The sequence below is a fragment of the Thermococcus sp. genome, from assembly GCF_027066465.1.
GTDB lineage: Archaea > Methanobacteriota_B > Thermococci > Thermococcales > Thermococcaceae > Thermococcus.
On the sequence record NZ_JAMONU010000213.1, the window covers coordinates 1 to 20,381 of the forward strand.

Annotated in this window: 22 protein-coding genes and 1 pseudogene; 12 read left to right on the forward strand and 11 right to left on the reverse strand. The window is 53.3% G+C overall.

Features of this window, described 5'->3' with window-relative positions; translation table 11 throughout:
- On the reverse strand, positions 1 to 366 hold a 366-nt coding region (locus MVK46_RS10345), incomplete at its 3' end, for a hypothetical protein (protein ID WP_297536648.1).
- Entirely contained in the window at positions 363 to 1,538 is a 1,176-nt protein-coding gene (locus MVK46_RS10350; RefSeq protein ID WP_297536650.1) for a hypothetical protein, read from the reverse strand. The genes MVK46_RS10350 and MVK46_RS10345, both read right to left, overlap by 4 nt.
- A gap of 162 nt (positions 1,539 to 1,700) precedes the next feature.
- Between MVK46_RS10350 and MVK46_RS10355 the strand changes: the two genes are divergently transcribed.
- Complete coding sequence (locus tag MVK46_RS10355; RefSeq protein ID WP_297536653.1) at positions 1,701 to 1,976, forward strand: hypothetical protein; 276 nt, start codon at positions 1,701 to 1,703, stop codon at positions 1,974 to 1,976.
- Complete coding sequence (locus tag MVK46_RS10360; RefSeq protein ID WP_297536655.1) at positions 1,933 to 2,280, forward strand: PIN domain-containing protein; 348 nt, start codon at positions 1,933 to 1,935, stop codon at positions 2,278 to 2,280. Before MVK46_RS10355 ends, MVK46_RS10360 begins: the two co-directional genes overlap by 44 nt.
- Here MVK46_RS10360 and MVK46_RS10365 read toward each other — a convergent pair.
- From MVK46_RS10365 to MVK46_RS10375, 3 genes are all read right to left on the reverse strand, one after another.
- Complete coding sequence (locus tag MVK46_RS10365; protein WP_297536657.1) at positions 2,255 to 3,112, reverse strand: hypothetical protein; 858 nt, start codon at positions 3,110 to 3,112, stop codon at positions 2,255 to 2,257. The two genes, MVK46_RS10360 and MVK46_RS10365, sit on opposite strands and share 26 nt — an antisense overlap.
- 87 nt (positions 3,113 to 3,199) lie before the next feature.
- Positions 3,200 to 3,913, reverse strand: a complete 714-nt coding sequence (locus MVK46_RS10370) for a hypothetical protein (RefSeq protein ID WP_297536660.1) — start codon at positions 3,911 to 3,913, stop codon at positions 3,200 to 3,202.
- An 80-nt stretch (positions 3,914 to 3,993) separates the two neighbouring features.
- On the reverse strand, positions 3,994 to 4,455 hold the full coding sequence (locus MVK46_RS10375; protein ID WP_297536662.1) for a DUF1931 family protein: 462 nt from the start codon (positions 4,453 to 4,455) through the stop codon (positions 3,994 to 3,996).
- Between the two features lie 100 nt (positions 4,456 to 4,555).
- Here MVK46_RS10375 and MVK46_RS10380 point away from each other — a divergent pair, with 100 nt between their 5' ends.
- Entirely contained in the window at positions 4,556 to 5,164 is a 609-nt protein-coding gene (locus MVK46_RS10380) for an NTP transferase domain-containing protein (protein ID WP_297536663.1), read from the forward strand.
- Here MVK46_RS10380 and MVK46_RS10385 read toward each other — a convergent pair.
- Positions 5,139 to 5,657 carry a biotin transporter BioY gene (locus MVK46_RS10385; RefSeq protein ID WP_297536665.1) on the reverse strand — a complete coding sequence of 173 codons (519 nt, stop codon included), beginning with the start codon at positions 5,655 to 5,657 and terminating at the stop codon, positions 5,139 to 5,141. The genes MVK46_RS10380 and MVK46_RS10385 overlap by 26 nt on opposite strands.
- A gap of 57 nt (positions 5,658 to 5,714) precedes the next feature.
- On the opposite strand from MVK46_RS10385, the gene MVK46_RS10390 reads away from it, so the two are divergent.
- The 3 genes from MVK46_RS10390 to MVK46_RS10400 are packed head-to-tail and all read left to right on the forward strand — an operon-like array spanning position 5,715 to position 7,992.
- Complete coding sequence (locus MVK46_RS10390; RefSeq protein WP_297536667.1) at positions 5,715 to 6,455, forward strand: biotin--[acetyl-CoA-carboxylase] ligase; 741 nt, start codon at positions 5,715 to 5,717, stop codon at positions 6,453 to 6,455.
- A complete protein-coding gene (locus MVK46_RS10395) occupies positions 6,452 to 7,228 on the forward strand; it encodes an energy-coupling factor ABC transporter ATP-binding protein (RefSeq protein ID WP_297536669.1) in 777 nt (258 codons plus the stop codon). The genes MVK46_RS10390 and MVK46_RS10395 overlap by 4 nt, the downstream gene beginning before the upstream one ends.
- Positions 7,225 to 7,992, forward strand: a complete 768-nt coding sequence (locus MVK46_RS10400) for an energy-coupling factor transporter transmembrane protein EcfT (protein WP_297536671.1) — start codon at positions 7,225 to 7,227, stop codon at positions 7,990 to 7,992. Before MVK46_RS10395 ends, MVK46_RS10400 begins: the two co-directional genes overlap by 4 nt.
- On the opposite strand, the gene MVK46_RS10405 is transcribed toward MVK46_RS10400, so the two are convergent.
- Together MVK46_RS10405 and MVK46_RS10410 are read right to left on the reverse strand one after the other, a co-directional pair.
- The gene (locus tag MVK46_RS10405; RefSeq protein WP_297536673.1) at positions 7,970 to 8,608 is read right to left on the reverse strand and encodes a hypothetical protein; all 639 of its coding nucleotides are present in this window, start codon (positions 8,606 to 8,608) and stop codon (positions 7,970 to 7,972) included. The two genes, MVK46_RS10400 and MVK46_RS10405, sit on opposite strands and share 23 nt — an antisense overlap.
- A 49-nt stretch (positions 8,609 to 8,657) precedes the next feature.
- Complete coding sequence (locus MVK46_RS10410) at positions 8,658 to 9,074, reverse strand: hypothetical protein (RefSeq protein WP_297536675.1); 417 nt, start codon at positions 9,072 to 9,074, stop codon at positions 8,658 to 8,660.
- A 144-nt stretch (positions 9,075 to 9,218) separates the two neighbouring features.
- On the opposite strand from MVK46_RS10410, the pseudogene MVK46_RS10415 reads away from it, so the two are divergent.
- A pseudogene (locus MVK46_RS10415) lies at positions 9,219 to 9,896 on the forward strand (DUF63 family protein); the annotation flags it as partial.
- Here MVK46_RS10415 and MVK46_RS10420 read toward each other — a convergent pair.
- Genes MVK46_RS10420 through MVK46_RS10430 form a run of 3 tightly spaced genes read right to left on the reverse strand, consistent with a single transcriptional unit; the run spans position 9,820 to position 14,118 of the window.
- The gene (locus MVK46_RS10420) at positions 9,820 to 12,450 is read right to left on the reverse strand and encodes a DEAD/DEAH box helicase (RefSeq protein ID WP_297536688.1); all 2,631 of its coding nucleotides are present in this window, start codon (positions 12,448 to 12,450) and stop codon (positions 9,820 to 9,822) included. The pseudogene MVK46_RS10415 and the gene MVK46_RS10420 sit on opposite strands and share 77 nt — an antisense overlap.
- Positions 12,451 to 12,486: 36 nt before the next feature.
- On the reverse strand, positions 12,487 to 12,963 hold the full coding sequence (locus tag MVK46_RS10425; protein WP_297536677.1) for an Lrp/AsnC family transcriptional regulator: 477 nt from the start codon (positions 12,961 to 12,963) through the stop codon (positions 12,487 to 12,489).
- A gap of 27 nt (positions 12,964 to 12,990) precedes the next feature.
- The gene (locus MVK46_RS10430; RefSeq protein ID WP_297536679.1) at positions 12,991 to 14,118 is read right to left on the reverse strand and encodes a tyrosine--tRNA ligase; all 1,128 of its coding nucleotides are present in this window, start codon (positions 14,116 to 14,118) and stop codon (positions 12,991 to 12,993) included.
- 121 nt (positions 14,119 to 14,239) lie between these two features.
- On the opposite strand from MVK46_RS10430, the gene MVK46_RS10435 reads away from it, so the two are divergent.
- The 5 genes from MVK46_RS10435 to MVK46_RS10455 all read left to right on the forward strand — a co-directional run.
- Positions 14,240 to 15,334: a CGP-CTERM sorting domain-containing protein gene (locus MVK46_RS10435; protein WP_297536681.1), complete on the forward strand. Its 1,095-nt coding sequence runs from the start codon at positions 14,240 to 14,242 to the stop codon at positions 15,332 to 15,334.
- Positions 15,335 to 15,408: 74 nt separating this feature from the next.
- Positions 15,409 to 16,881: an ABC transporter substrate-binding protein gene (locus MVK46_RS10440; RefSeq protein ID WP_297536683.1), complete on the forward strand. Its 1,473-nt coding sequence runs from the start codon at positions 15,409 to 15,411 to the stop codon at positions 16,879 to 16,881.
- Between the two features lie 174 nt (positions 16,882 to 17,055).
- Positions 17,056 to 18,903 (forward strand): iron ABC transporter permease, encoded by a 1,848-nt coding sequence (locus tag MVK46_RS10445; protein ID WP_297536685.1) that lies wholly within the window; start codon positions 17,056 to 17,058, stop codon positions 18,901 to 18,903.
- A gap of 13 nt (positions 18,904 to 18,916) precedes the next feature.
- Positions 18,917 to 19,978 (forward strand): ABC transporter ATP-binding protein, encoded by a 1,062-nt coding sequence (locus tag MVK46_RS10450; RefSeq protein WP_297536690.1) that lies wholly within the window; start codon positions 18,917 to 18,919, stop codon positions 19,976 to 19,978.
- A gap of 24 nt (positions 19,979 to 20,002) precedes the next feature.
- Positions 20,003 to 20,381: DUF447 domain-containing protein (locus MVK46_RS10455; RefSeq protein WP_297536687.1), on the forward strand; the 379-nt coding region annotated here is incomplete at its 3' end.

Genomic DNA, 20,381 nt, shown 5'->3' on the forward strand with positions numbered 1-20,381 from the left:
TCCGTTGAAAATCCAATTATGTGAGCTATCGAGGCCTATCTCGGAAATTGCATCGACCATGACGTTCCAGATAGTTATTTCCATCGTTGCAGTTGAGTTAGGTCTGAGGGGGATTTGCTCGGTAATCGGATTCAAATCGGCAACTCTTTTCCCATTTACTTTTTCCCAGTGCCCATAGCTGGAATAATCCTTGAGTGTCAAACCATCGAATGCGACAACCCTCACGCTGAGGTTTCCCTGTCCGGTCAGGTTGCAGTACATATCACTGGACGCTGAGGGAAGGGTTTTCTGGCAGGTCAGCTCGGTGGCTGAAACATGAGGAAGTACCAATGACAGGACAATGAGCAGGACGGCGAGCTTTCTCATCTTCCTGCCCCCTCGATTTTTGCAACCCTCTCTTCAATTTCCGCAATCAAGCGTTCTTTTTCCGTCGTGAAGCGCTTGAAGCACTTTTTCTGGATAACGTACACCACGAAGAGGAGGACGACCAGAAATACCACGAACGCGAAATCTGGGCGGTATTTGAGCGTGAGGAGGCCTGTGATGGCCAAATTTACGAAGAGCACGCCCTCTGGCTTTATAGTCTTGAGGATGTGATGGGTAAACACCGCGAGGGCAATTACAAGGAACATTAAAAGAAGGACTTCAATCTCAGAGTCAAGTGCTCCAGAGACCAGCGCGAGGGGAGCGATAAACCACGCGAGTCCGGAACAGTCTGTTAGTTTTTGCTTTTTTAGTTTCGAAATGAACTCTTGATGAGCTATGTGTCTCAGGTCTGGTGTTACTCTGAGATAAACAAAGCTATACAGGGGTATCAGCGTGGTGAGTGCCCATATACCCCACCAGACTACGATGTCTCCCCATAGTTTGTCTCCGGTCCCAAAATAATAGTAGGGTATCCCAAAGGTAATTGGTCGGAAGTCGGATAGACTAAACATAGCCACTATAAGCAATGCAGTTGATGATAATGATAGTCGCGCAATCTCCATAAAACGCATGAAGTCCCTATTGCGCCACCACTCTGCAATTCCCCAGAATACAGATAGTATAACCCAGAGAATAAAAGCCCCCCGAAGTAAATCAACTAAATCTTCTCTCAGGTCGTTCCAGTTAGGAGTACTCACAAGGAAAATTTTCTTTTCAAAAGTCTCCTTACTGCCATTTTCCATGACCAGCTCAAATACAAAAGTGTGTTCCCTGTTTAGGAGAAGCCAGTCAGAGGTGGAACCAACGTAAAAATCTACAACGTTTTTCAATGCGTTGTCTGCCCAAAATATGACCTCGGCAGGTAGTTTGGCTGGGTCATGTTGATATTTGGTTGAGACTGATTCGTGATGACCGTGTCTTAAGATAATTGTATACCCTCTTGCTGGAATACCGTCAACGCTCTTCAGGTAGAGCTTTCCCGTCCCGTTGCCCTCCAGCCTGCAGACTGCCTTCTCGGCCGGAGCTTTAGCAGGACATTTTAGTGTCGCACCAGCGACGAGCGGGAGGAACAGGAGGAGTGAAACGATGACCGCAACGATACCCCTCTTCACCCAACCACCGCTCAAAATACGAGCCAGCGCTTATAAGTGTTTCCTCATCAAAGCGTAAAGAAAAGTAACTTTAAAGTAGAAGAAGGACATCAGAGCGTGTAGTCTAAGACCCAAAACAAAAACTTAAATACGTGAACTCACATAATCCTGTGCGGTGAGGACATGCCAAACATAACCCTCTCAGTCCCGCCCGACCTCTACAGGAGAATGAAGAAGCATCCGGGGATAAAGTGGAGCGAGGTAGCTAGAAGGGCCATAGCGGAGTATCTGGCCAAAATCGAGGCCGAAGAACTCAGTTCGGACGAACTGCTCTCGCTTCTTGGGGAGGACTTCAGGAAAGAGCTTGAGAGCATGCCCGTTGAGGAGTACGAGAAGGCACTCAAGAAAACGAGGGGTGCCGAATGGAAAAGGCTCTCTACACACCAACGTCCTGATTGATACCCTAAAATCTCGCAGGAAGCTCGAAGGGTACACAACGATTCTCAACGTCGTGGAGTTTCCGAAGGCGCTTGAGCTGGGTTTGACAGTTATAACTTCAAGCCTTGAAGACTACCTGCTCGCGGTCAGGATATCGCAGGCAATGGTCAAGAGAGGGACGCCCGTTCCGGCAGTAGATGCCATAGTTGCTACGGTCGTGATAAACCGGGAGCTCACTCTTGTCACACGAGACAAGCACTTTGAGTGGATAAAAGAAGAGTTTGGGGGAGCTGAGACTCTCAGAATGACCTTCTTCTCCAAATGAGCAGACCTGCTAGAACGGCGATAAACACGCTCAGTGCGATGGTCTTTTTAAAGGCACTCGAAGGGTTCACGACCTTCTCAATTTTGAACTTTCTCAGTCCACCATCGTAACTGTAGAGCGTTCCATTTGCCACAATCAGGCATTCTCGACCGTTGCAACCGATGGCGTCGCAGGAGGTCAGTATTTTTCTCGTGGTGTTTTTAGAGTGCTCGATGAAGTCGTTGGAGCATAGGAGAATTTTGTCGTTAAGGACATCAAAGTCTTCCGCGCAGTTTTCAAGTCGTTGAATCAACTCAAAGTGCCCGTTGGAGTAAATGTAAATTCCGGTGCAGTTCATTAGGTAGAGCCCCGCTCCAACGGCCTTTACCCTCACACCGTTGATGAAACCGCAAGGGACTGTTCCTTTTATTTTCCCATCTCCCGAAACTTGGACAAGCGAGCAGTCTCCCATCCTTGCTGATTCCGAGATTGGAACGTAGTAAGTCCCGTTGAGGTACGCGAAGCCACTACAGTCGTAGCTGTGTAGCCTGAAGAGAACTGAACCGTTGAGGGTTTGAACCACCACGCTGTCGGGGATAAACGTCTCCACAAGCCACTCGCTTCCGTTCCAAACCAGACCGCAGGGAGTCCCGTTGAGGTGGAGCGGAACCTTTGTGAGATATCCATTAGTTGAGATTGTCGTCAGGTAATAGTTTCCGTTTTCCTCATCTATGATAGCCCAGAGGGTCCCGTTCCATAATATATTAGTCGCACTTCCTGAACTTAGAGTGAATAATCCTAGAACAAACAAAAAAAGAAGAGTTTTAAATGTATCATCAAAAATTCTTTTCATTGCCTCACCACTTTTAAATAGTTGTTAATGTCTGTGCTAAAATAGTAAACAACATATGGAAACTTTCCGTATTCCTCTTCAATATCCCTAAGAGATATTAAGTAGTCTTTTGCTCTCTGTGCACTTAACGGCATCACATCCGTACCCGCAGTGCTCGCAATACCCTCTAACTGCTGAGTCCCATTCCATTTCGACACCGAACCCATTTTCATGACAGAACCACATAAACTCGTTTAAATCTTGATAATTCATGCCATTTGGTCTGTAGTAATCACCTTTAGTATCAGTAACCATGTAATAATGGGGTTGCGGAGCTACATGGGTAAATCCTACTTTTTGTACACATTTTCTTGTTAGATACAACGGATCACGGTCCCCCCATCTTTCTATAGGTATCCAGAGAATAGGTTTCTTATACATATCTCTGACATAACGTACAATATCCCTTACTTTGATGGAGTCCTGAAGAACAGATGCTGCACCCTCTAGACTGAAATAGTACCCTGTTATCCTGTTAGATATCCAAGAAAATTCTAATTTGTTTATCCAGTTTTGAACATCTTCAAGAGCCCGAGGAGGTCCATTGGGGGAATAATATGGAATTTCAGCCCATATCTCAAATCTTGAACTAGATTTCGTGGCAAATGTCTCTATATTATGGATAAGGGCTGAGGCGTTGGCATATTTTCCCTCCCCTGTAGATAATAATATGATACCATCAAACAGTTCGATAAACTTAGAAATTTGTTCCACTGGAGTAGTTTTTGTTCCTGCATAGTAGAACAACGCCAGTTTTGTCATAGTATCACCATGGAAAGTTGTATTATAGGCATATAAATTTTTCGTTTGTTATGTGAAAGCAACGGAAGTAAATAGAAATATTAGAGCGTGTAGTCCAGAACCTTCTTGGCCTCCTCGATGTGCTCCGGGTAGACGTTCTTAATCTCAGGGTGGAGCGCCTTGATGACCCTTCCGATGAGCACGAAGAGGGTTCCGGTTATTATGGGAAGCTCGTTGACGACGTCCTCCTCGAGCGGAATGTCGCCGGGTATCTTCTTGAGGACGTACTTCCTAATTGGCTCAATCTGGACCTTCTCGTCCTCGATGACCGCCCTGAAGAGGTTCAGGCTGTTCTTGAAGCCCTTGGTAATCGGTATGTGGCGCATCTTTATCGTGCTCGAGCGCTCGGCCTTGGCGTTCTCGTAGGCAACCTCGAAGAGGTCTGCCAATTTCTTCTCCACTATGTCCATCATCTCCTCGGCCCTCGGCTTTATCACGGCCAGCTCGCAGGTTCTCTCCAGAATCTTCTGGAGCTGCGGGTAAGGTATTATCATCTCTGCCATTCAAACCACCTCCTGGCTTTTTGCCGGAAGATTTTAGTAACCCAGAGTATATAAAACTTTCGGGCGGGAGATTTTTAAAGCCCGTCCGCTACTCTGCATCATGCTCGGCGTTGTTCTAGCGTTTCCAGAAAAGCGGTGGGAGAACTACACGCTCCCGGTAAATGGAGAACCCGTCGTCAGGCTCACCGAGAAGAGGCTCCTAACCGCCAAGAGAATTCATAAAGTTCTCACAATCGTAAGAAAGGATAAGCTGAAGACCTACTCCCTCCACGTTTCAAACCCCCTTCCCGCTGTGGCGGGAAGCAAGGTGGAAGCCGTCCTCAAGGCCCTTCCGGGGGAACCGTTCTTCCTGGTCGAGGGCAACATGCCCCTGGTGATGCCCTTCCTCGTGAACTACCTCATCGGTCTCTTCTATGAAAACGAACCTGAGGCGCTAATTCCCGTCTGGAACGACGGGAGCGCCGAGGTATTTCACGCGGTTTACGAGCCGGATGCGCTGAGGGATGCGATAGAATCGGCCCTCGCAGAGGGTTACAGAAGCTTTTCAAGGGTTACCGAGTTCCTCGACTACGAGCCGGTCTCGATAGAGGAGCTGGCGAAGAGGAACCCCAAAGTGGCCCTCAGCTTTTTCCGCGTCAGGAGCTCCCTCGACGTGGCCTTCGCCGAGAAGACCCTTGAAGAACTTAAAGCCAGGGGAGAGTTCTTTTAACGGTTTTCGCGACCGTAACCGCGAGGAAGGCCTTTGCAACGTCGAAGGGAACGAAGGGCAGCACCCCTATGTAGAGCGCTTTGGTGAAGTCGCCGTTCAGGTAAAGCCCGAGCCTCAGCCAGCCGAGGAGGTATATTACACCAACCCCCAAGAGCGAGCCAGTGAGCCAGAAGGCCGCTCTCTTGGAGCGCTCGGAAAACAAACCCGCTGTTAGAGCAGCCAGCGGAAACGCGGTCAAATATCCGCCGGTTGGACCGTAGAGGTGCGCAAAGCCACCCGTAAACCCCGCGAAGACCGGCAGTCCGATGAGACCCGCGAAGACGTAAACCATCTGGGACAGCAGCCCAAGTTTCCAGCCGAGCAGAAGGCCCGAAAGAAGGACCGCGAAGACTTGAAGCGTTATCGGAACCGGTCCGATGGGAACTTGAATCTGGGCGCTGACGGCCGTTATGGCGACGAAAAGCCCAACCAGTGCAGTTTCCCTCGCCTTCATGAAACCACCGATTGATGATTTCGTTAAACTTTAAAGTGTTTAGGTTAACGAAATACCGTGTCGAGGAAGAGAATGCTCAGGGACAGCCCCGTGAAGAGGGCAATTCTCAGAGGTCCGTTTCCGGTTTCAGGTGAGAAACTGGCGGGGGAGTTTGGAATCTCGCGGGTGGCGGTCTGGAAGCACGTTAGAGAACTCAAAAAGCTGGGATATTCCATACGCTCCACCGGGAAGGGCTACGTCGTGGAAGGCAGACCTGACGTTCCCTATCCCTGGGAGCTGCCCGTTAAGGCCGTCTATCTCCCGGAGACTTCGTCAACGATGGACGTGGCTTGGAATCTCGAGGACTGGGAGTTTGCCATAGCCGGAACTCAGCGCTCCGGAAGGGGCAGGCGTGGAGCGTCATGGTTTTCTCCGCCGGGAGGACTCTACGTCTCTCTGCCAATCTCGGAGAGGCTTTCCCTCGAGGCTGGCAGAAAGCTCTCAAAACCCGTGCTCTCGGCGGTTTTGAGGATTCTGCGGGAGATGGGAGTTAGAGCCGTCCCGGTTGAAAACGGGCTGTACGTTGACGGCCGAAAGCTTGGAGGGGTTCTCGTCGAAATCTCGGGGGAGATGGGGGAAGTTAAAAGGGCCGTGGTTGGATTGGGACTCAACGTCAAGAACCCGGTCCCGGCTGGGGCAGTCTCCCTTCAGATGCTGCTTGGGAGTGTTTCCCTTCTCCAGGTGGCAAAAAGGGTTCTCCCCTCCGTTGAGGAGGAACTGAGAAAGTTTTTAAGGAGCGCGAGGAGCTTTGAGCGATGATAGTTGTCGAGGGACTGCACTTTTCCTATGACGGAAGGGAAATCCTCAGGGGAGTTGACCTGACCTTTGGCGGGGAAATACTCGCCCTAGTTGGTCCGAACGGAAGCGGAAAGACAACCCTGGCGAAGCACTTAAACGGTCTGCTGAAGCCCGTCAGAGGAAGGGTTTTGGTTGATGGAATGGACACGAGGAGACACACAGTTGCGGAGCTGAGCAGAAAAGTTGGCTACGTCTTTCAGAACCCGGAGCACATGTTCTTTGAAGAGACGGTCTTCGACGAGGTTGCCTTTGGGCCAAAGAACCTTGGGATAAGGGGAGAGGAGCTCGAAGAGAGGGTGAGGTGGGCCCTTCAGGCGGTGGGTCTCGAGGGCTTCGAGGAGAGAACGCCATACTCCCTGAGCGGCGGCGAGAAGCAGAGACTAGCCATAGCCTGCGTCCTCGCCATGAAGCCGAAGTATCTAATCCTCGACGAACCGACGAGCGGACTTGACGGAAAAGCCGAGAAGAGCGTTGTGAGGACAATCAGAACGCTCAGAGAGGAGGGACACGGTGTTCTTCTCATAACCCACGACATGGACCTGGTTCTCGAGCTGGCCGAGAGGGTTGTCCTTCTCTTCAACGGGCGGGAGCTCTTCGAAGGCTCCGTTGAGGAGTTCTTTGAACTTGAACTGGAGGAGTATTCCCTTGAACTTCCCGAACTGCTGGAGCTGGCGAAGGGTCTTGGAGCGGGCTTCGTAAGGAGCGTTGAGGAGCTGATGGAGGTGCTCGGGTGAGGGAATTCTACGTCAGAAAAAGCTCCTTCCTTCACTCCCTCGACCCGAGGGTCAAGATAGTCGGGACCCTGCTCGGAATACTTACCCTGATGTTCTTCAACGACCCGAGGTTCCTGTTTCCGGTGTTCTTCCTAATTCTCATCGCGGGCAGAATCCTTGGGGGTATAGAGGTTAGAAGACAGCTCTCCCTCCTTAAGCCCCTGCTCGTGATAGTCGCCTTCACGCTGTTCTTCTGGCCCTTAATTTACAGCCCCTGGTACATGGGCCTTATCTTCGGAGTCTCGTTCTCGCTGAGGCTGCTTTCCTTCGGACTTCTGACATTCCTTCTGCTCATGACAACGCGGCAGAGGGAACTCATCCTGGGGTTCGTCAGGCTCGGCCTCCCCTACGAACTCGGACTGACCCTGACGATTGCCCTGAGGTACATACCAACCCTCTACTCCCTGGCGCAGACAATAATGGACGCCCAGAGGAGCAGGGGACTTGAACTCGACAGGGGAAAACCCCTGGTCAGGCTGAAGAAGATGACCGCCGTTTTGATTCCGCTGATAGTGGCGTCCCTAAAAACGGCTCACGAACTTAGCATAGCCCTTGAGAGCAGGGCCTTCGGCTACGGGAAGAGGAGGACTTTTCTGAGGGACATAGAGATGAGTAGAAAGGACTACGCGGCGCTCGCGGTGATTGTTGCAACTTTTCTCATCGCGGTTTACCTCAGGTATTCCCTGGGACTCGGGCACGTCGCTATTTACCGAGCATCCTCTTGACGAGGCCGTCTATTCCAATCGAGTGGTCTCCAAGCACCGACACCTGCTCCGGGGGTGCCTTCAAGATGCTGACGTTGAGCTTGTAGTGCCCCCGGTAGGATGAGGTCCTGAGGACAACGAGGGCGTCGAAAAGCTCGGGGACGTGGAAGAGCCTCACGAACTCGCCGGGAAGGTCAAGCTCGTTAAAAACGACGGCGTGATGTCCGAGCACAACCCTGAGCGCTCCCTCATCGGATGCCCTCCGGAGTTCCACGAGTTTCTCCGGGGTTACACCCTTGAGAAGGGGGAACTGGGCGACGAAGACGCTGGAGCCGTTCTCAACGTAGTTTATCGCCTCCAGGAGCTCATCCATGGAGTATACGTTGCCAACCAGCACCTTTGAGGCGTCTCCCTCAAGCCTCTGGAGTATTGAGGGCGAGAAGAACCGTCCGGGGCCGAGATAGTAGGCGGCCGAGCCGGACAGCGAGCTGGCCATGAACGTGTGCAGAAACACGAGAAAGGCGAGCTCATCCGTTGATACAACGGCCGAGAGTGTCGAATCCCCAAACTCAAGGGGAAAATCGTCGAAGGGTTTTATCCCTTTGAGTTCGGTGGCTGGAGTGAAGAATCCCGGCATCGGGTTTTCTTGGGGTTCGGTCTATTTATAGGTTTTGGAAAGTGAAAAATCAGAAGAGCCTCAGGGAGCCTATCGCGACAAGACCTATCGCGGACAGAGCAATCAGGACTATTATCTCTATCACGACCGCGATAACGAGGGCTATGAAGGCCCTTATCCAGCCGGTATTGAAGACCGCTTTGATTGTCCAGACGTACACTATCAGGAACGCCAGAAAGCCCAGGAAAGCCGCGAACGGTCCGGTCCAAGCAAAGAGCAGGGCGACTATGGTAGCGGCTATTCCGCCGAGGATTCCCCCACCGATTATGCCGACCATTGCCCTCAGCACGGAGGCGTCCCTTATCCCAACGAGTTTGGCGCTGAAGGACAGTATCAGGCCCGCTATGAAGAGGGCTATCAGGTAACTTACCAGCCCAATGAGACTGAGGGATGGGACGACCCCGTGTCCGGCTACCGGTCCGTACATGAAATCACCTCCCATTGAGTTCTCACAACACCTTTTAAGTCCTTCCAAAAGTGCTTTAAAAGAAAGTACCCACGTTCTCTGGGTGGTGAGATGAGCGTAACTGCTGACCTCTGGCGGTTTTTCTACAACGAATTCTGGCATCCCATGTTCACAAGGAGCGGCTACAACGCTGTCAACACGTTCGTTTACGCACTTCTCTTTGGCCTCGGCGTCATCTACTCCTACCGCTACATAATCAAGCCTCTGAAAATCAAAGTTGACGAGAGACTGTTCTGGGCGGTAACGCCGATGGTGGTCTTCGGGGCAACCGTCAGGGCGCTCGTGGATGGGGGAGTCCTTCCCGAGAACCCGCTGATACTAACCCCGGGGATATTCTTTACGGCGTTTGTTCTCATAGTCCCCGCCATAGTGGCCGATACAAAGCTCAAAACGTATCCGAAGATTACAATCGCGTGGGGAACTGTTCTGGCCATCTGGGCCAACTACCTGCTCGTAACCCACGCCAAAAACTGGCGGCCCTACGAACTCACACTGCTCCACACCGCCGTCAGCTGGGCCGCGGTCTTCCTCTTCTACAGGTGGAGGCCCTTCGACAGGCTCTACCTCTACCCTGTCTTGGCTCACTACTTCGACATAGCATCAACGGTCGTCGGAATACACTTCTACCACTACAGGGAGGTTCACTGGGTCGAGCACTACCTCGTGAGCTGGTTCGGGGCGTACGTCTACTACCCCTGGATAACGTTCATCCTCGTGGTCGTCTACTACGCCCTGAAATACCTCGTTCCCGACGAGGAGGAGAGACGCTTCTGGTATCTGGCCGTTTATATCCTCGGCCTCGGTCCAGCGATAAGGGACCCCGCGCAGATGGTTCTCCAGGTGTGAGGGTTTTTCCCTCCTCTATCTCCCTCTTCAAAAGCTTCGCTTCCTCCTCAGCCTTCCTCACGCGGAAGACCCTCGCGATTCTCTCAACAGCCTCAAGCTTCCTGACGATGCCGTCTAACCACGTGAAGACGTCGCCCGGGTAAACGATTAGGCCGTAGACCTTCCTGAAGTGCTCCGCTATCTGCGTTGGATGCTTTCCGCTCCTGCGAAGCTCGATTATGAGGTTCCCGACGCGCTCCATCGCGTACTCGGTGCAGTCCTCTTCACCGCAGGTGAAGAACTCCTGATAAATCGTGAACAGCCTCTCGGCCGCGTTCGGACTTAGCTCCGGAATCACCTTGTCAAGCTCCTCCAGAATAGAAGCGAAGCTCGGCGAGAAGACGCTGGAGCTTATCCTGCCTCTCACGGCCCCCTCAAGCTCCCTCTGGAGTGTTCCGCTTAGATACAGGTTCTCGAAGGGGTGAAGCTTGAGCGCAATCCAGCGAGCGGGCTTCTCCCGAAGGTTCTTCCGGATAAACTCGGCCTCCTTTGGCAGTAAAAAGCTCATGCTAACTGCTCGCCCGTATGGTGTAACCTCGACGAGGGGCCTTTTGAGCCTCACAAGCTCGAACTCCTCCAGCTTTTCTAAAACCTTCTCGGCGCTCTGGTTGGCCCCTAAGCAGCGCTCCTGAACCTCCTCTATAACGTCAAGCCGATTGAAGACGCAGGAGTGAGCGAGGACGTTGTCCTGCTCAAGCTCGTCGCTCCACTCAACCTGAACCGGCTCTATTGGGGCCGTCAGGAGCTTGAAAGCTATTTCTTCCTCGGTGCCCTCCATCTGGGCCGAGTATTTTCTTCCAGGCTCGACTATGAGGTAAACTTTACCCTTCTCGTGGTAGAGGGGCCTTCCAGCCCTTCCGAGCATCTGGTGGAACTCCCTGACGGTTAACCACTTGTTGCCCATCGCGAGGCTCTCGAAGACCACCTGAGAGGCAGGAAAATCAACGCCCGCTCCCAGCGCGGCGGTCGTGACGACGACGTCGAGCCTTTGAGCCAGAAACTCCATCTCGGTGAGCTTCCTCTGCTTGTAGGGCAGACCGGAGTGGTATGGCTTCGCGCGGAGGCCCTTGCTCGTTAAATAGGCTGAAAGCTCGTGCGTGCGCTTCCTTGAGAACGTGAAGACTATCGTCTGCCCCTTGTAGCCCTGCTTGGATTTTCTCATCGCTTCCGCCCGGCAGAGGTTGGCTATGTGGCGCCACTTTTCCGACTCGTTTCTCGCTATTATGATGTGCCTCTCCAAATCAACAGGCCTCTCGTCGTAGAGCACCAGCTTGAGGCCGAGTTCTTTGGCAAGCTCCTCAGGATTCCCGACGGTTGCGGAGAGACCTATGAACTGGGCCTTCGGGTAGAGCCTCCTCAGCCTTGCGATTAGTCCGTCGAGCCTCGGCCCGCGCTCCTCGTCGTCGAGCGTGTGTATCTCGTCTATAACAATCGTCCCGACGTTCCCTATCTTCCTCCCGGCACGGAGAAGGTAGTCTATTCCCTCGTAGGTTCCCACTATGATGTCCGCGTCGATTCCAGTGTCAACGACTACCAGTTCGTCCTTAGTTTTTATACGGCTCATTCCAACGCGAATGGCAACCCTCAGCCCGAGCTTCAAATACCTCCTCCTGAAGTCCTCGTACTTCTGGTTTGCCAAAGCAACGAGCGGAACCAAGAAGAGGAGCTTTTTGCCCTCCATCGCCTTGGGAACCCCGGCCAGCTCTCCGATTAGCGTTTTGCCGCTCGCAGTCGCGGAAACGACGAGCAAGTTCTCTCCCTCAAGGAGGCCGTTCTTGACGGCCAGACTCTGAACGGGGAGGAGCTCCTTCACGCCCTCGGCCTTCAGAACTTCCTTAAACCTCTCCGGAAGCGGGAGCTCATCAACCTTGACCCTCTCGACCTTGATGTGCTTGGCCTTCAGCTCGTCCCACTTGGTGACTTCCGGGTGCTTCGTCGGGTCGAAGCGCGGGTCGAAGGCATACAAAACCTTATCAAGGTCCCTAAACCTGTCGAGGAGCTTCTTGGCCTGCTCGAACATCGCTATGCTGTTGAACCTGAAGCGGAGCTCCCTCTTCAGCTCGTCCTCCGCACAGCGCTCGCAGATGTACTCGTCCCGGTACTTTATCCTGTTGCCTGGCGTTAAGACTGTTATCCTGCCCTCGAGGAGGCAGAGACGGCACAATTCGGCCTTCTCAACGCGCTTGCTCTGGAGCCTCCTCTTGAAGTAGTCCTCCCACTCGTCCGCGTTGACGAGAACGATTCTCGCCTGCCTTAAAAGCTTCTCAATCTCCTTTGGATTGCGGTAGTTGCTTCCCTCCAGAACCTTGAAGAGCCTTCCCTCCCGCATTATGAGGCGGAATACCCGCTCGGCCTTCAGGTTCCTCATCTCGCTCAGCTTTTCCGGCTCGTTCTCGATGAAAAAGGCCTCAAGCTCGTTCTTCTTCCTTCCGGGCTTTATTATGAAGAGCATCTTCACCGCCTCGGCCAGCCGTCCACTCATCACGGCTCAGAGTCGGGAGGCGTCCTCATCGGCGAGCCAGCAGTTCTTCAGCTCTTCAACAACGAGGTTCGCCTCCATGAACTCCAGGTTCCTTCCGAAGATTGCCTTAAGCCGTTCGAGGAACGCTCTAAGCTCGTCGGTATCGCGAAAGCTCGCCTTGATTAGAACTTGACAGTCTCCCGTTTTCACGTAGAGGAACTCCACGTTGCTGAAGCCTGCGACTCTCTTTAAGTACGGCCTCACACCCTCGTCAAAGTGTCTGAACTTAAGCTCGATAAGCGCCCTGACGAAGTGACCCAGAAAGGCCGTGTCGATGAGCGCGGAGTAGCCCTTGATTGCCCCGAGTCTTTCGAGCTTTTCAACCCTGTTCTTTACGCTGGCAGGTGAAAGGCCGACCAGCCTGCCGAGTTCCGTAAGGGTAATCCTGCCGTTCTCCCGGAGTATCCTCAGTATCTCCCGGTCCTTTTCGTCAATCCCCGGCATCCTACCACCGGCAAAGGGAAGGGGAAATCAGCGGGTAATCTTGACCTGCCTCATCAGCTCGAGCGGCTCCGGGTGCTTCTCGAAGTACTCGCGAACCGGCTTGAGGAGCTCGATGAGGTACTCGGCGACGGCGTTCTTGAGGTCGAGCGGGTGGAGTTTCCCTTCCGCAAAGTCCCTCTTGAGCTCTTCAAACGTGGTGTAGGTGACGTCGCCGCCGAACCTAGCCGGGCGGTGTATGGTGAACTCCGTCGGCTCCTCGCGGAAGATTATGTACTCTGCCCAGTCGAGAACGGGGTTGTACCTGACTTCCCTCGCGGGACAGAAGGCCTTCCTGAGCTTCTCCCTAATCTCCTCCGGCGTGTCGTGGATGAAAACTGCCGAGTAGGGCTTGCTCTTGCTCATTTTCATCTGGGTTTTAAGCTCTTTGAACTGCTCCTCGCTCTCTATCGGCCAGACCGGAGGCTCCTGCAGACCGAGGAGGAGGTGGTGGTGCAGAGCGACCGGCTTGAGCTTCTCGCCCTTCCATTCGAGCGGGTGGTACTTCAGCTTCTGGGCCACTTCAATCGCTATGACGTGGGCCTTCCTCTGGTCCATTCCGGCGTGGGCTATGGTAACGCCCTGGTAGAAGATGTCAGCAACCTGCATCGCCGGGTAGATGAGCTTGGCGAAGTCTATCGCCTCACCCATTTGCCTGCCCATTATCGTTATCGAGCGCATCATCCTCGCTAAGGTTACGTTCTTGGAGATGTCTATTACTGTCTGCCAGTAGTCGCCCTTCTCAAGTATCTCGCTGGCCAGAACGAACTCGACCTTGTCGGGGTCTCCGCCCATGACCTTGATGCTCTGCTTCATTCCCTCCTTGAAGTAGCCGAGGGCGACCTTCTGTATGGTTTCTAAATCGCCACCGAGCTTGTCGTTTATCCAGCTGTGCCAGTCGGCTAAGAAAATCCTCGTCTTTATCCCTGCCTTCTGAAGGTCGGCTATCTTTGCTCCGGCCATGAGTCCGGTTCCGAGGTGAATGTAACCGCTGATTTCGAAGCCGATGTAGTGCTGCATCGGGATTCCAACCTCGAAGAGATGCCTCAGGTTCTCCTCCGTCAAAAGCTCCTCTGTCGGCTTTCTTTTTATGAGCTGAATCTTCTCCTCTACGTCCATACTACCACCTGAGCCTGAAACGGCGGAAGACTTTAAGGGCTTTGCGGAAGTTTTTCAGCTCTGTTAAAGTTTCCTTCATAAGATTTATAACTACTTACCCAATAAATAACCCGGTGATACCATGAGGAGGGCTGCAATACTTATTGCGGCTTTTGTATTGTTTAGCGTCTTTGGGTTCGCCATGGCCAGCGCTGCAGAGACTACACCAATCGCAACCGTGGCCGTCGATTTGGCCCACGGTGAGAATCCGAAGGGCCTCACGCCGCTGACCTATAAGAACCAGACCCTCACTCCCGGCATCCTCGAGACGATTAAGGACATGAAGTGGGTCTACTTCGGTGACCCCAAGTACGCCGACGAGCTTGGAATCAAGGACCTCGGAAGCAAGATAACATACGACGCCCTCAAGGGCGTTGACGTTCTCATCATCCCGCAGCCAACCAACCCGTTCTACCCGGACGAGGTTCAGGCAATCAAGCAGTGGCTTCAGGAAGGAGGAAAGGTTCTCTGGGTTGCCGGTGACTCCGACTACGGAAGCGGTGTTAAGACCCAGCAGTTCGTTGACAGCCTCCTCGACCAGCTCGGAATCACGAACCTCCGCGTTGACCTCTGTTCCGTCGAGGACCCTGTGAGCAACGCTGGAAAGAGCTACCGTGTTATCGCCCTCGTTCAGCCCAGTCCCGACACCCCGGCCAAGGACATGATAACCAAGGGCTTTAAGTACGGTGGAAAGGTTCTCGAGCACGGCCCCGGTGTCGTTGCGTGGGTTGACAACCCCAACGGCCAGGGCAACTGGCACGTCCTCAACGACACAAGCAGGCCGAAGTACACCTACGTCATCGTCAGGACTACCAAGAACGGTGAGATAGTCGAGAACAACGCTCCAGCGGCCCACGCGTACCAGGCAGGCAACACCGGACAGTTCCCGATTGTCGCCGTCCAGATAGTCGAGCTCCAGGGCAAGAAGCCGGACGTTATCATCGTCAGCGGTGAGACCCCGATTGGAGGCTACATGCCGATGTGGGCATCAGTTTACTACGGTGTCAAGCTTGACGGTCCAACCTTCATAAACAACTTCCTCCACTGGAGCGTTGATGTTGCTCAGGGCAAGATTGCTCCTACCTCGACCACGAGCTCAAGTAGCAAGAAGATTTGCGGTCCCGCAGCTATAGTTGGCCTTGCGGTCATACCGCTCCTCCTCAGGAGGAGGAAGTGAACTCCCTTTCCATTTTTATAATCTTGAACCAACACGCTTTTTAAAGGAGCCTCAAAAAAGGGGTGGGGATTGCCATGAGGAAGTCCTTGGCTCTGTTGATGATTTTGGTTATAGGGTTTAGTGTAGTGGCCAGCGGTTGTATCAGCAGCAGTTCTTCGAGTTCAAGCGGAACCGCGACCTCTACCAGCTCCGCTAAGGGCATAACGCTGGTTATCGTTACGAGGCACGACGCCACGATACAGTACATAACCAAGGAGCTGTTCCTTCAGAGTCCGATTGCCAAGGAGTACCACATCACCAACCTCAAGTTCATCAACGTTCCTGAGGCCCTCTGGCCGCAGTACATAAAGCAGGGCGCCGACGTTGGTTGGGGTGGAGGTCCAACTCTCTTCGATGACATGTACAAGATGGGCTACCTTGCCCCGATAACCGACCAGAAAGTGCTCAACCTCATAGGAACCCAGATTCCAAAGACCCTCGCCGGAATGCCGATGATTCTTGAGCAGAACGGTAAGGTTTACTGGATTGCCGCGGCCGTTTCTTCATTCGGATTCACCGTCAACAAGCAGGTTCTTGAGAAGCAGAACCTTCCGTTCCCGCACAAGTGGGAGGACATAGCGACCCCCGCTTGGGCGCGCAACCCGCCGATGTACGGTATAGCCGACCCGACCAGGAGCACCTCGAACACTAGGATTTACCAGATTATCCTCCAGGCCTTCGGCTGGGACAAGGGATGGCGCATAATGACAATCATAGCCGCTAACTCCAAGATTTATGAAGCCAGCGACGCCGTTAGAGACGCCGTTATAAACGGCCAGATAGCGGCTGGAAACACCATCGACTTCTACGGCTACACCGCGATGAAGGAGAACCCGAACTGTGTCTACGTTATACCCCAGGGAGAGAGCATAATCAACGGCGACCCGATTGCTCTCCTCAAGTACAGCAAGCACCCGCAGGCGGCCCAGGCCTTCATATACTGGGTTCTCACCCAGGGTCAGGCCGTCTGGATGAGCCCCGAGGTCAACAGGCTTCCGATTAACCCGACCATCTTCAACCAGACTATTACTCAGGAGGAGGCCAAGGTTCTCTTCAACGGCAAGTACGCCGGCGAGACCTTCGGCAAGGCCAGACCTGTCCTTCTCAAGAACTACGAGGCCGCTATACAGGCCAAGGGAATACCCTTCAACGACACCGAGGCCCTCAAGACCGTTAACTCCCTCCAGTACTACTTCAAGGCTACACTCATCGACGTCAACGGCCCGCTTCACGAGGCTTGGATGGAGATAGTCAACGCCTACAAGAGCGGCAAAATAACCGAACAGCAGTTCCAGCAGCTTGAGGATGAGCTGACGGCACCGATTCAGTTTAAGGACCCGCTCACCGGCAAAATGGTAACCTTCACCGAGCAGTACGCCGCCGAGATAAACGACAAGATAGCCACCGACGCGGCCTTCCAGAGCCAGATAATGCAGGAGTGGAGGCAGGCGGCCCAGGCTAAGTATAACAAGGTTATGGAAGACCTCAAGAAGATGGAGGGCAGCTGAAGCCCTTTAATCTTTTCTCTACCTTTTATCAACCCCTTTTTTGACAGGAAGAAGTTAAGCGGGTCGGTGCTTTTTTCAAAGAGTTTCAAGGGTTTTTTCAGAAACCTTTAAAACGGGCCGACCAATCCTTAGGTAGTTACCGCGGGGTGGTTAAAAACCAAGGGAGGTTCAGGCATGAGAGTGAGCAAATGGAGTGAAAGGTTCTTCGGAACACCCCTTCCAGACCCGGTGGTTATGGTGTCCTTCCTGTTTCCGTTGCTCTACCTCATAGCGTTCCTCGTGATTCCCGTTATAGTAATGCTCGGCACGGCCTTCAAGTACAACGGGCATCTATCGCTTTACTGGTTCAAGAGCATATTCGGTTCAAGCTATTACTTCAACCCGCTCCATCCCCAGGGTAGCTTCGTCACTTTGACCACGTACAACGGTCAGGAGGTCTACTACTTCTCTGGCCTTGACTTCGGTGTCGTCCTCAACTCAATCATAGTCTCGATAAGCGTCATGATTCTAACGACGATTCTCGGAACGACCTTCGCCTTCATCATGGCCCGCTACGACTTTCCAGGGAAGAACATTATGAGAATCCTTCTCTTCATCCCGCTTCTCGTAACTCCGTTCGTCAACGTCGTCGTCGTTCAGAAGATGTTCCTCCCCAACGGACTGATAAACTGGATTTTCTACCAGCACCTCCATATACTCCCCAAGCCGATATGGATTGACGGCCTCGTTGGCGTTGTGATAGCACAGACGATAACGTACTATCCGATAGTTTACCTCAACGCCTACGCGAGCTTCATAAACATCGACCCCAGCCTTGAAGAGCAGGCCGAGAACCTCGGAAGCAGGGGCTTCCACCTGTTCAGAACGGTAACCTTCCCGCTCGCCCTTCCAGGAATTGCCGCCGGTGCAGTTCTCGTTGGAATCTTCAGCCTCGAAGACCTCGCCGCGCCTATTGTCTTCCAGGGCAGTGCGATAGCCAAGAAGCTCATGTCGTATCAGATTTACAGCTCATTCGTGTCAGGGTTCGCGATAGGCAACCCCCAGATGGCGGCGCTGGCCCTCGTGATGCTCACGATAGCCCTCATAATGTTCCTCGCAATCCGCTGGTACGTTGGAATGAAGCAGTACGCCATGCTCAGCAAGGGCGGCAGGTGGAAGCCGAGGGTTGCGAAACCCAAGTGGTGGCAGGCCCTCCTCATAGCCTTCGTCGCGGTGCCGATGCTCCTCATCACGATATTCCCGCAGATTGGTGTCATACTCCTCGCGTTCTCGAAGAGCTGGTACGGAACCTGGCCGACTGGCTTTACACTCGACAACATGAAGGCCCTAATCACCCAGCCAGACGTCGAGAGGGTCATCCTCAACAGCCTTCTCTACTCCAGCGTCGCGATAGTGATAATAATCCTGCTGTCGCTCACAGCTTCATACGCCTCCGGCAGGTTCAAGAAAGCCAAGCTCGCCCCCGTCTTGGACAGCCTTGCCACGATACCGATAGCGGTTCCCGGAATAGTTATAGCAATGAGCTATTTCTTCTTCTTCTCGACGGTTCCACCCTTCAAGGGCACCATTCTCGACCCGACGAACCTGATACAGTTCTTCCCGGGAGCGGCACTGATTCTCGCGTACTCCATCAGGCGTCTCCCGTTTGCGGCCCGTTCGATAGCCGCTGGAATCCAGCAGGTTCATGTGTCGCTTGAGGAGGCCGCGATGAACCTTGGGGCCGGAAGGTGGAAGGCCCTCACGAGCATACTCCTGCCCTTAATATCCCTCAACCTCCTCGGCGGTGCAATGCTGAGCTTCGTTTACTGTATGAGCGAGACCAGCGTTGGCATTACACTTGGTTCAATAAACTCAACATGGTACCCGATAACGGCAAAAATGAGAGAGCTCATCATGAGTGCAGTTGGGAGCGCAAACCTCGCGGCCGCGCTGGGTGTCTTCCTCATGCTCGTGCAGATAACGGCCATAGTTCTGGCCAACGTGATAACCAAGCAGAGGTACTCCTTCATTGGTCTTACCTGAGGTGGTGGTTGGGATGGTTGATGTTAAGCTTGAGAACATCGTGAAGACCTTCGATGGAACGACCGCGTTAAAGGGCATCAGCCTTCACATAAAGCACAGGGAGCTGTTCACACTGCTCGGACCGAGCGGCTGTGGAAAGTCCACTACCCTGAGAATTATCGCGGGTCTCGATTACCCGGACAGCGGGCACATATACTTTGGCGACGAGGAGGTTACCTACCTCCCCTCCTATCAGCGTGGAGCCGTTCTGGTCTTCCAGAACTACGCCCTCTGGCCGCATATGACGGTCTTCGACAACGTTGCCTACGGCCTCAAGCTCAAGAAGCTCCCGAAGGAAGAGATAAGAAGGAAGGTTGAGTGGGCGCTCGAACTCGTCAAGCTCAAGGGCTTCGAGAACCGCTATCCCACACAGCTTTCCGGCGGTCAGCAGCAGCGCGTCGCCATAGCGAGGGCGCTCGTCGTCGAGCCGAAGGTTCTGCTCCTCGACGAACCGCTCAGCAACCTCGACGCCAAGCTTCGCCTTGAGATGCGTTCGGAAATCAGGAGGATTCAGCGCGAGCTAGGCATCACGGTGATTTACGTCACCCACGACCAAGAGGAGGCTATGGCGATAAGCGACAGGATAGCCGTCATGAACGTGGGAACGGTCGAGCAGGTTGGAACCCCGAAGGAAATCTACGAGAGTCCGAGAACTGAGTTCGTGGCGAGCTTCATGGGCAAGACCAACGTCATCCCAGCAAAGGTCGTTGATAGGCAGGGAGACCGCGTTACCGTTGAATTTGAGAGCTTCCGCCTCGACGGTCTGCACTACAGCGGCGACAGCGATAAAGTTGTCCTCGTCATAAGACCTGAGCGCATCAAGCTCAAGCCGGGGGAGAACACGGTCTCACTGGAGGGAAAGGTTGACCTGATTGAGTACTACGGCTTCTTCACCGAAGTCGTTGGAATCTTCGGCGAAACCCGCCTGATAGCGAGAACCATAAGCGACAGGGAGGTGGCCAACCTCAGGCCGACTCAGCCGGTCACCTTCTACATCGACAGGGACGACATCATCGTCCTTCCCAAGCAGCTCTAATTCTTTCCTTTTCCGGTGGTTTCCATGTTTGAAGTCTTTGAGGAGGGAAAAGTCTACGAGCTTCTCCTGACAACGGAGAGCAACGTAACCCCCGTGGGTGTGGTTAGGGAGGGGGTGAGCTTCTTCTTCAAGCTTTTTCCGGGGAGGAGCTTTAGGGACGTTCTGAAAAATCCCCGTGTGAGCATTCAGCTGACAAACGATGCAGAGCTCCTTGTGAGAACAGCCCTTAACATGCCGGTTCACCTTGAGTTCGAGGGTCAGAGGGGCTACCGCTGGATATCCGGGTTGCCGGGCTTCTACGGAACGGTCAAGTTTGAGAAAAGGGTCTGGAAGGATGAACTCGGCGAGACTGAGGTTCTTGAGTGCAGGTTTCTTCCGGAAGGGGTTATCCCCGGAAAACTTG

Coding starts and splice junctions, on each gene's coding strand:
- MVK46_RS10355 (WP_297536653.1), top strand. CDS start 1,701: ATGCCAAACATAACCCTCTCAGTCCCGCCCGACCTCTACAGGAGAATG.
- MVK46_RS10365 (WP_297536657.1), bottom strand. CDS start 3,112: ATGAAAAGAATTTTTGATGATACATTTAAAACTCTTCTTTTTTTGTTT.
- MVK46_RS10370 (WP_297536660.1), bottom strand. CDS start 3,913: ATGACAAAACTGGCGTTGTTCTACTATGCAGGAACAAAAACTACTCCA.
- MVK46_RS10375 (WP_297536662.1), bottom strand. CDS start 4,455: ATGGCAGAGATGATAATACCTTACCCGCAGCTCCAGAAGATTCTGGAG.
- MVK46_RS10380 (WP_297536663.1), top strand. CDS start 4,556: ATGCTCGGCGTTGTTCTAGCGTTTCCAGAAAAGCGGTGGGAGAACTAC.
- MVK46_RS10385 (WP_297536665.1), bottom strand. CDS start 5,657: ATGAAGGCGAGGGAAACTGCACTGGTTGGGCTTTTCGTCGCCATAACG.
- MVK46_RS10395 (WP_297536669.1), top strand. CDS start 6,452: ATGATAGTTGTCGAGGGACTGCACTTTTCCTATGACGGAAGGGAAATC.
- MVK46_RS10405 (WP_297536673.1), bottom strand. CDS start 8,608: ATGCCGGGATTCTTCACTCCAGCCACCGAACTCAAAGGGATAAAACCC.
- MVK46_RS10410 (WP_297536675.1), bottom strand. CDS start 9,074: ATGTACGGACCGGTAGCCGGACACGGGGTCGTCCCATCCCTCAGTCTC.
- MVK46_RS10420 (WP_297536688.1), bottom strand. CDS start 12,450: ATGCTCTTCATAATAAAGCCCGGAAGGAAGAAGAACGAGCTTGAGGCC.
- MVK46_RS10425 (WP_297536677.1), bottom strand. CDS start 12,963: ATGCCGGGGATTGACGAAAAGGACCGGGAGATACTGAGGATACTCCGG.
- MVK46_RS10430 (WP_297536679.1), bottom strand. CDS start 14,118: ATGGACGTAGAGGAGAAGATTCAGCTCATAAAAAGAAAGCCGACAGAG.
- MVK46_RS10435 (WP_297536681.1), top strand. CDS start 14,240: ATGAGGAGGGCTGCAATACTTATTGCGGCTTTTGTATTGTTTAGCGTC.
- MVK46_RS10440 (WP_297536683.1), top strand. CDS start 15,409: ATGAGGAAGTCCTTGGCTCTGTTGATGATTTTGGTTATAGGGTTTAGT.
- MVK46_RS10445 (WP_297536685.1), top strand. CDS start 17,056: ATGAGAGTGAGCAAATGGAGTGAAAGGTTCTTCGGAACACCCCTTCCA.
- MVK46_RS10450 (WP_297536690.1), top strand. CDS start 18,917: ATGGTTGATGTTAAGCTTGAGAACATCGTGAAGACCTTCGATGGAACG.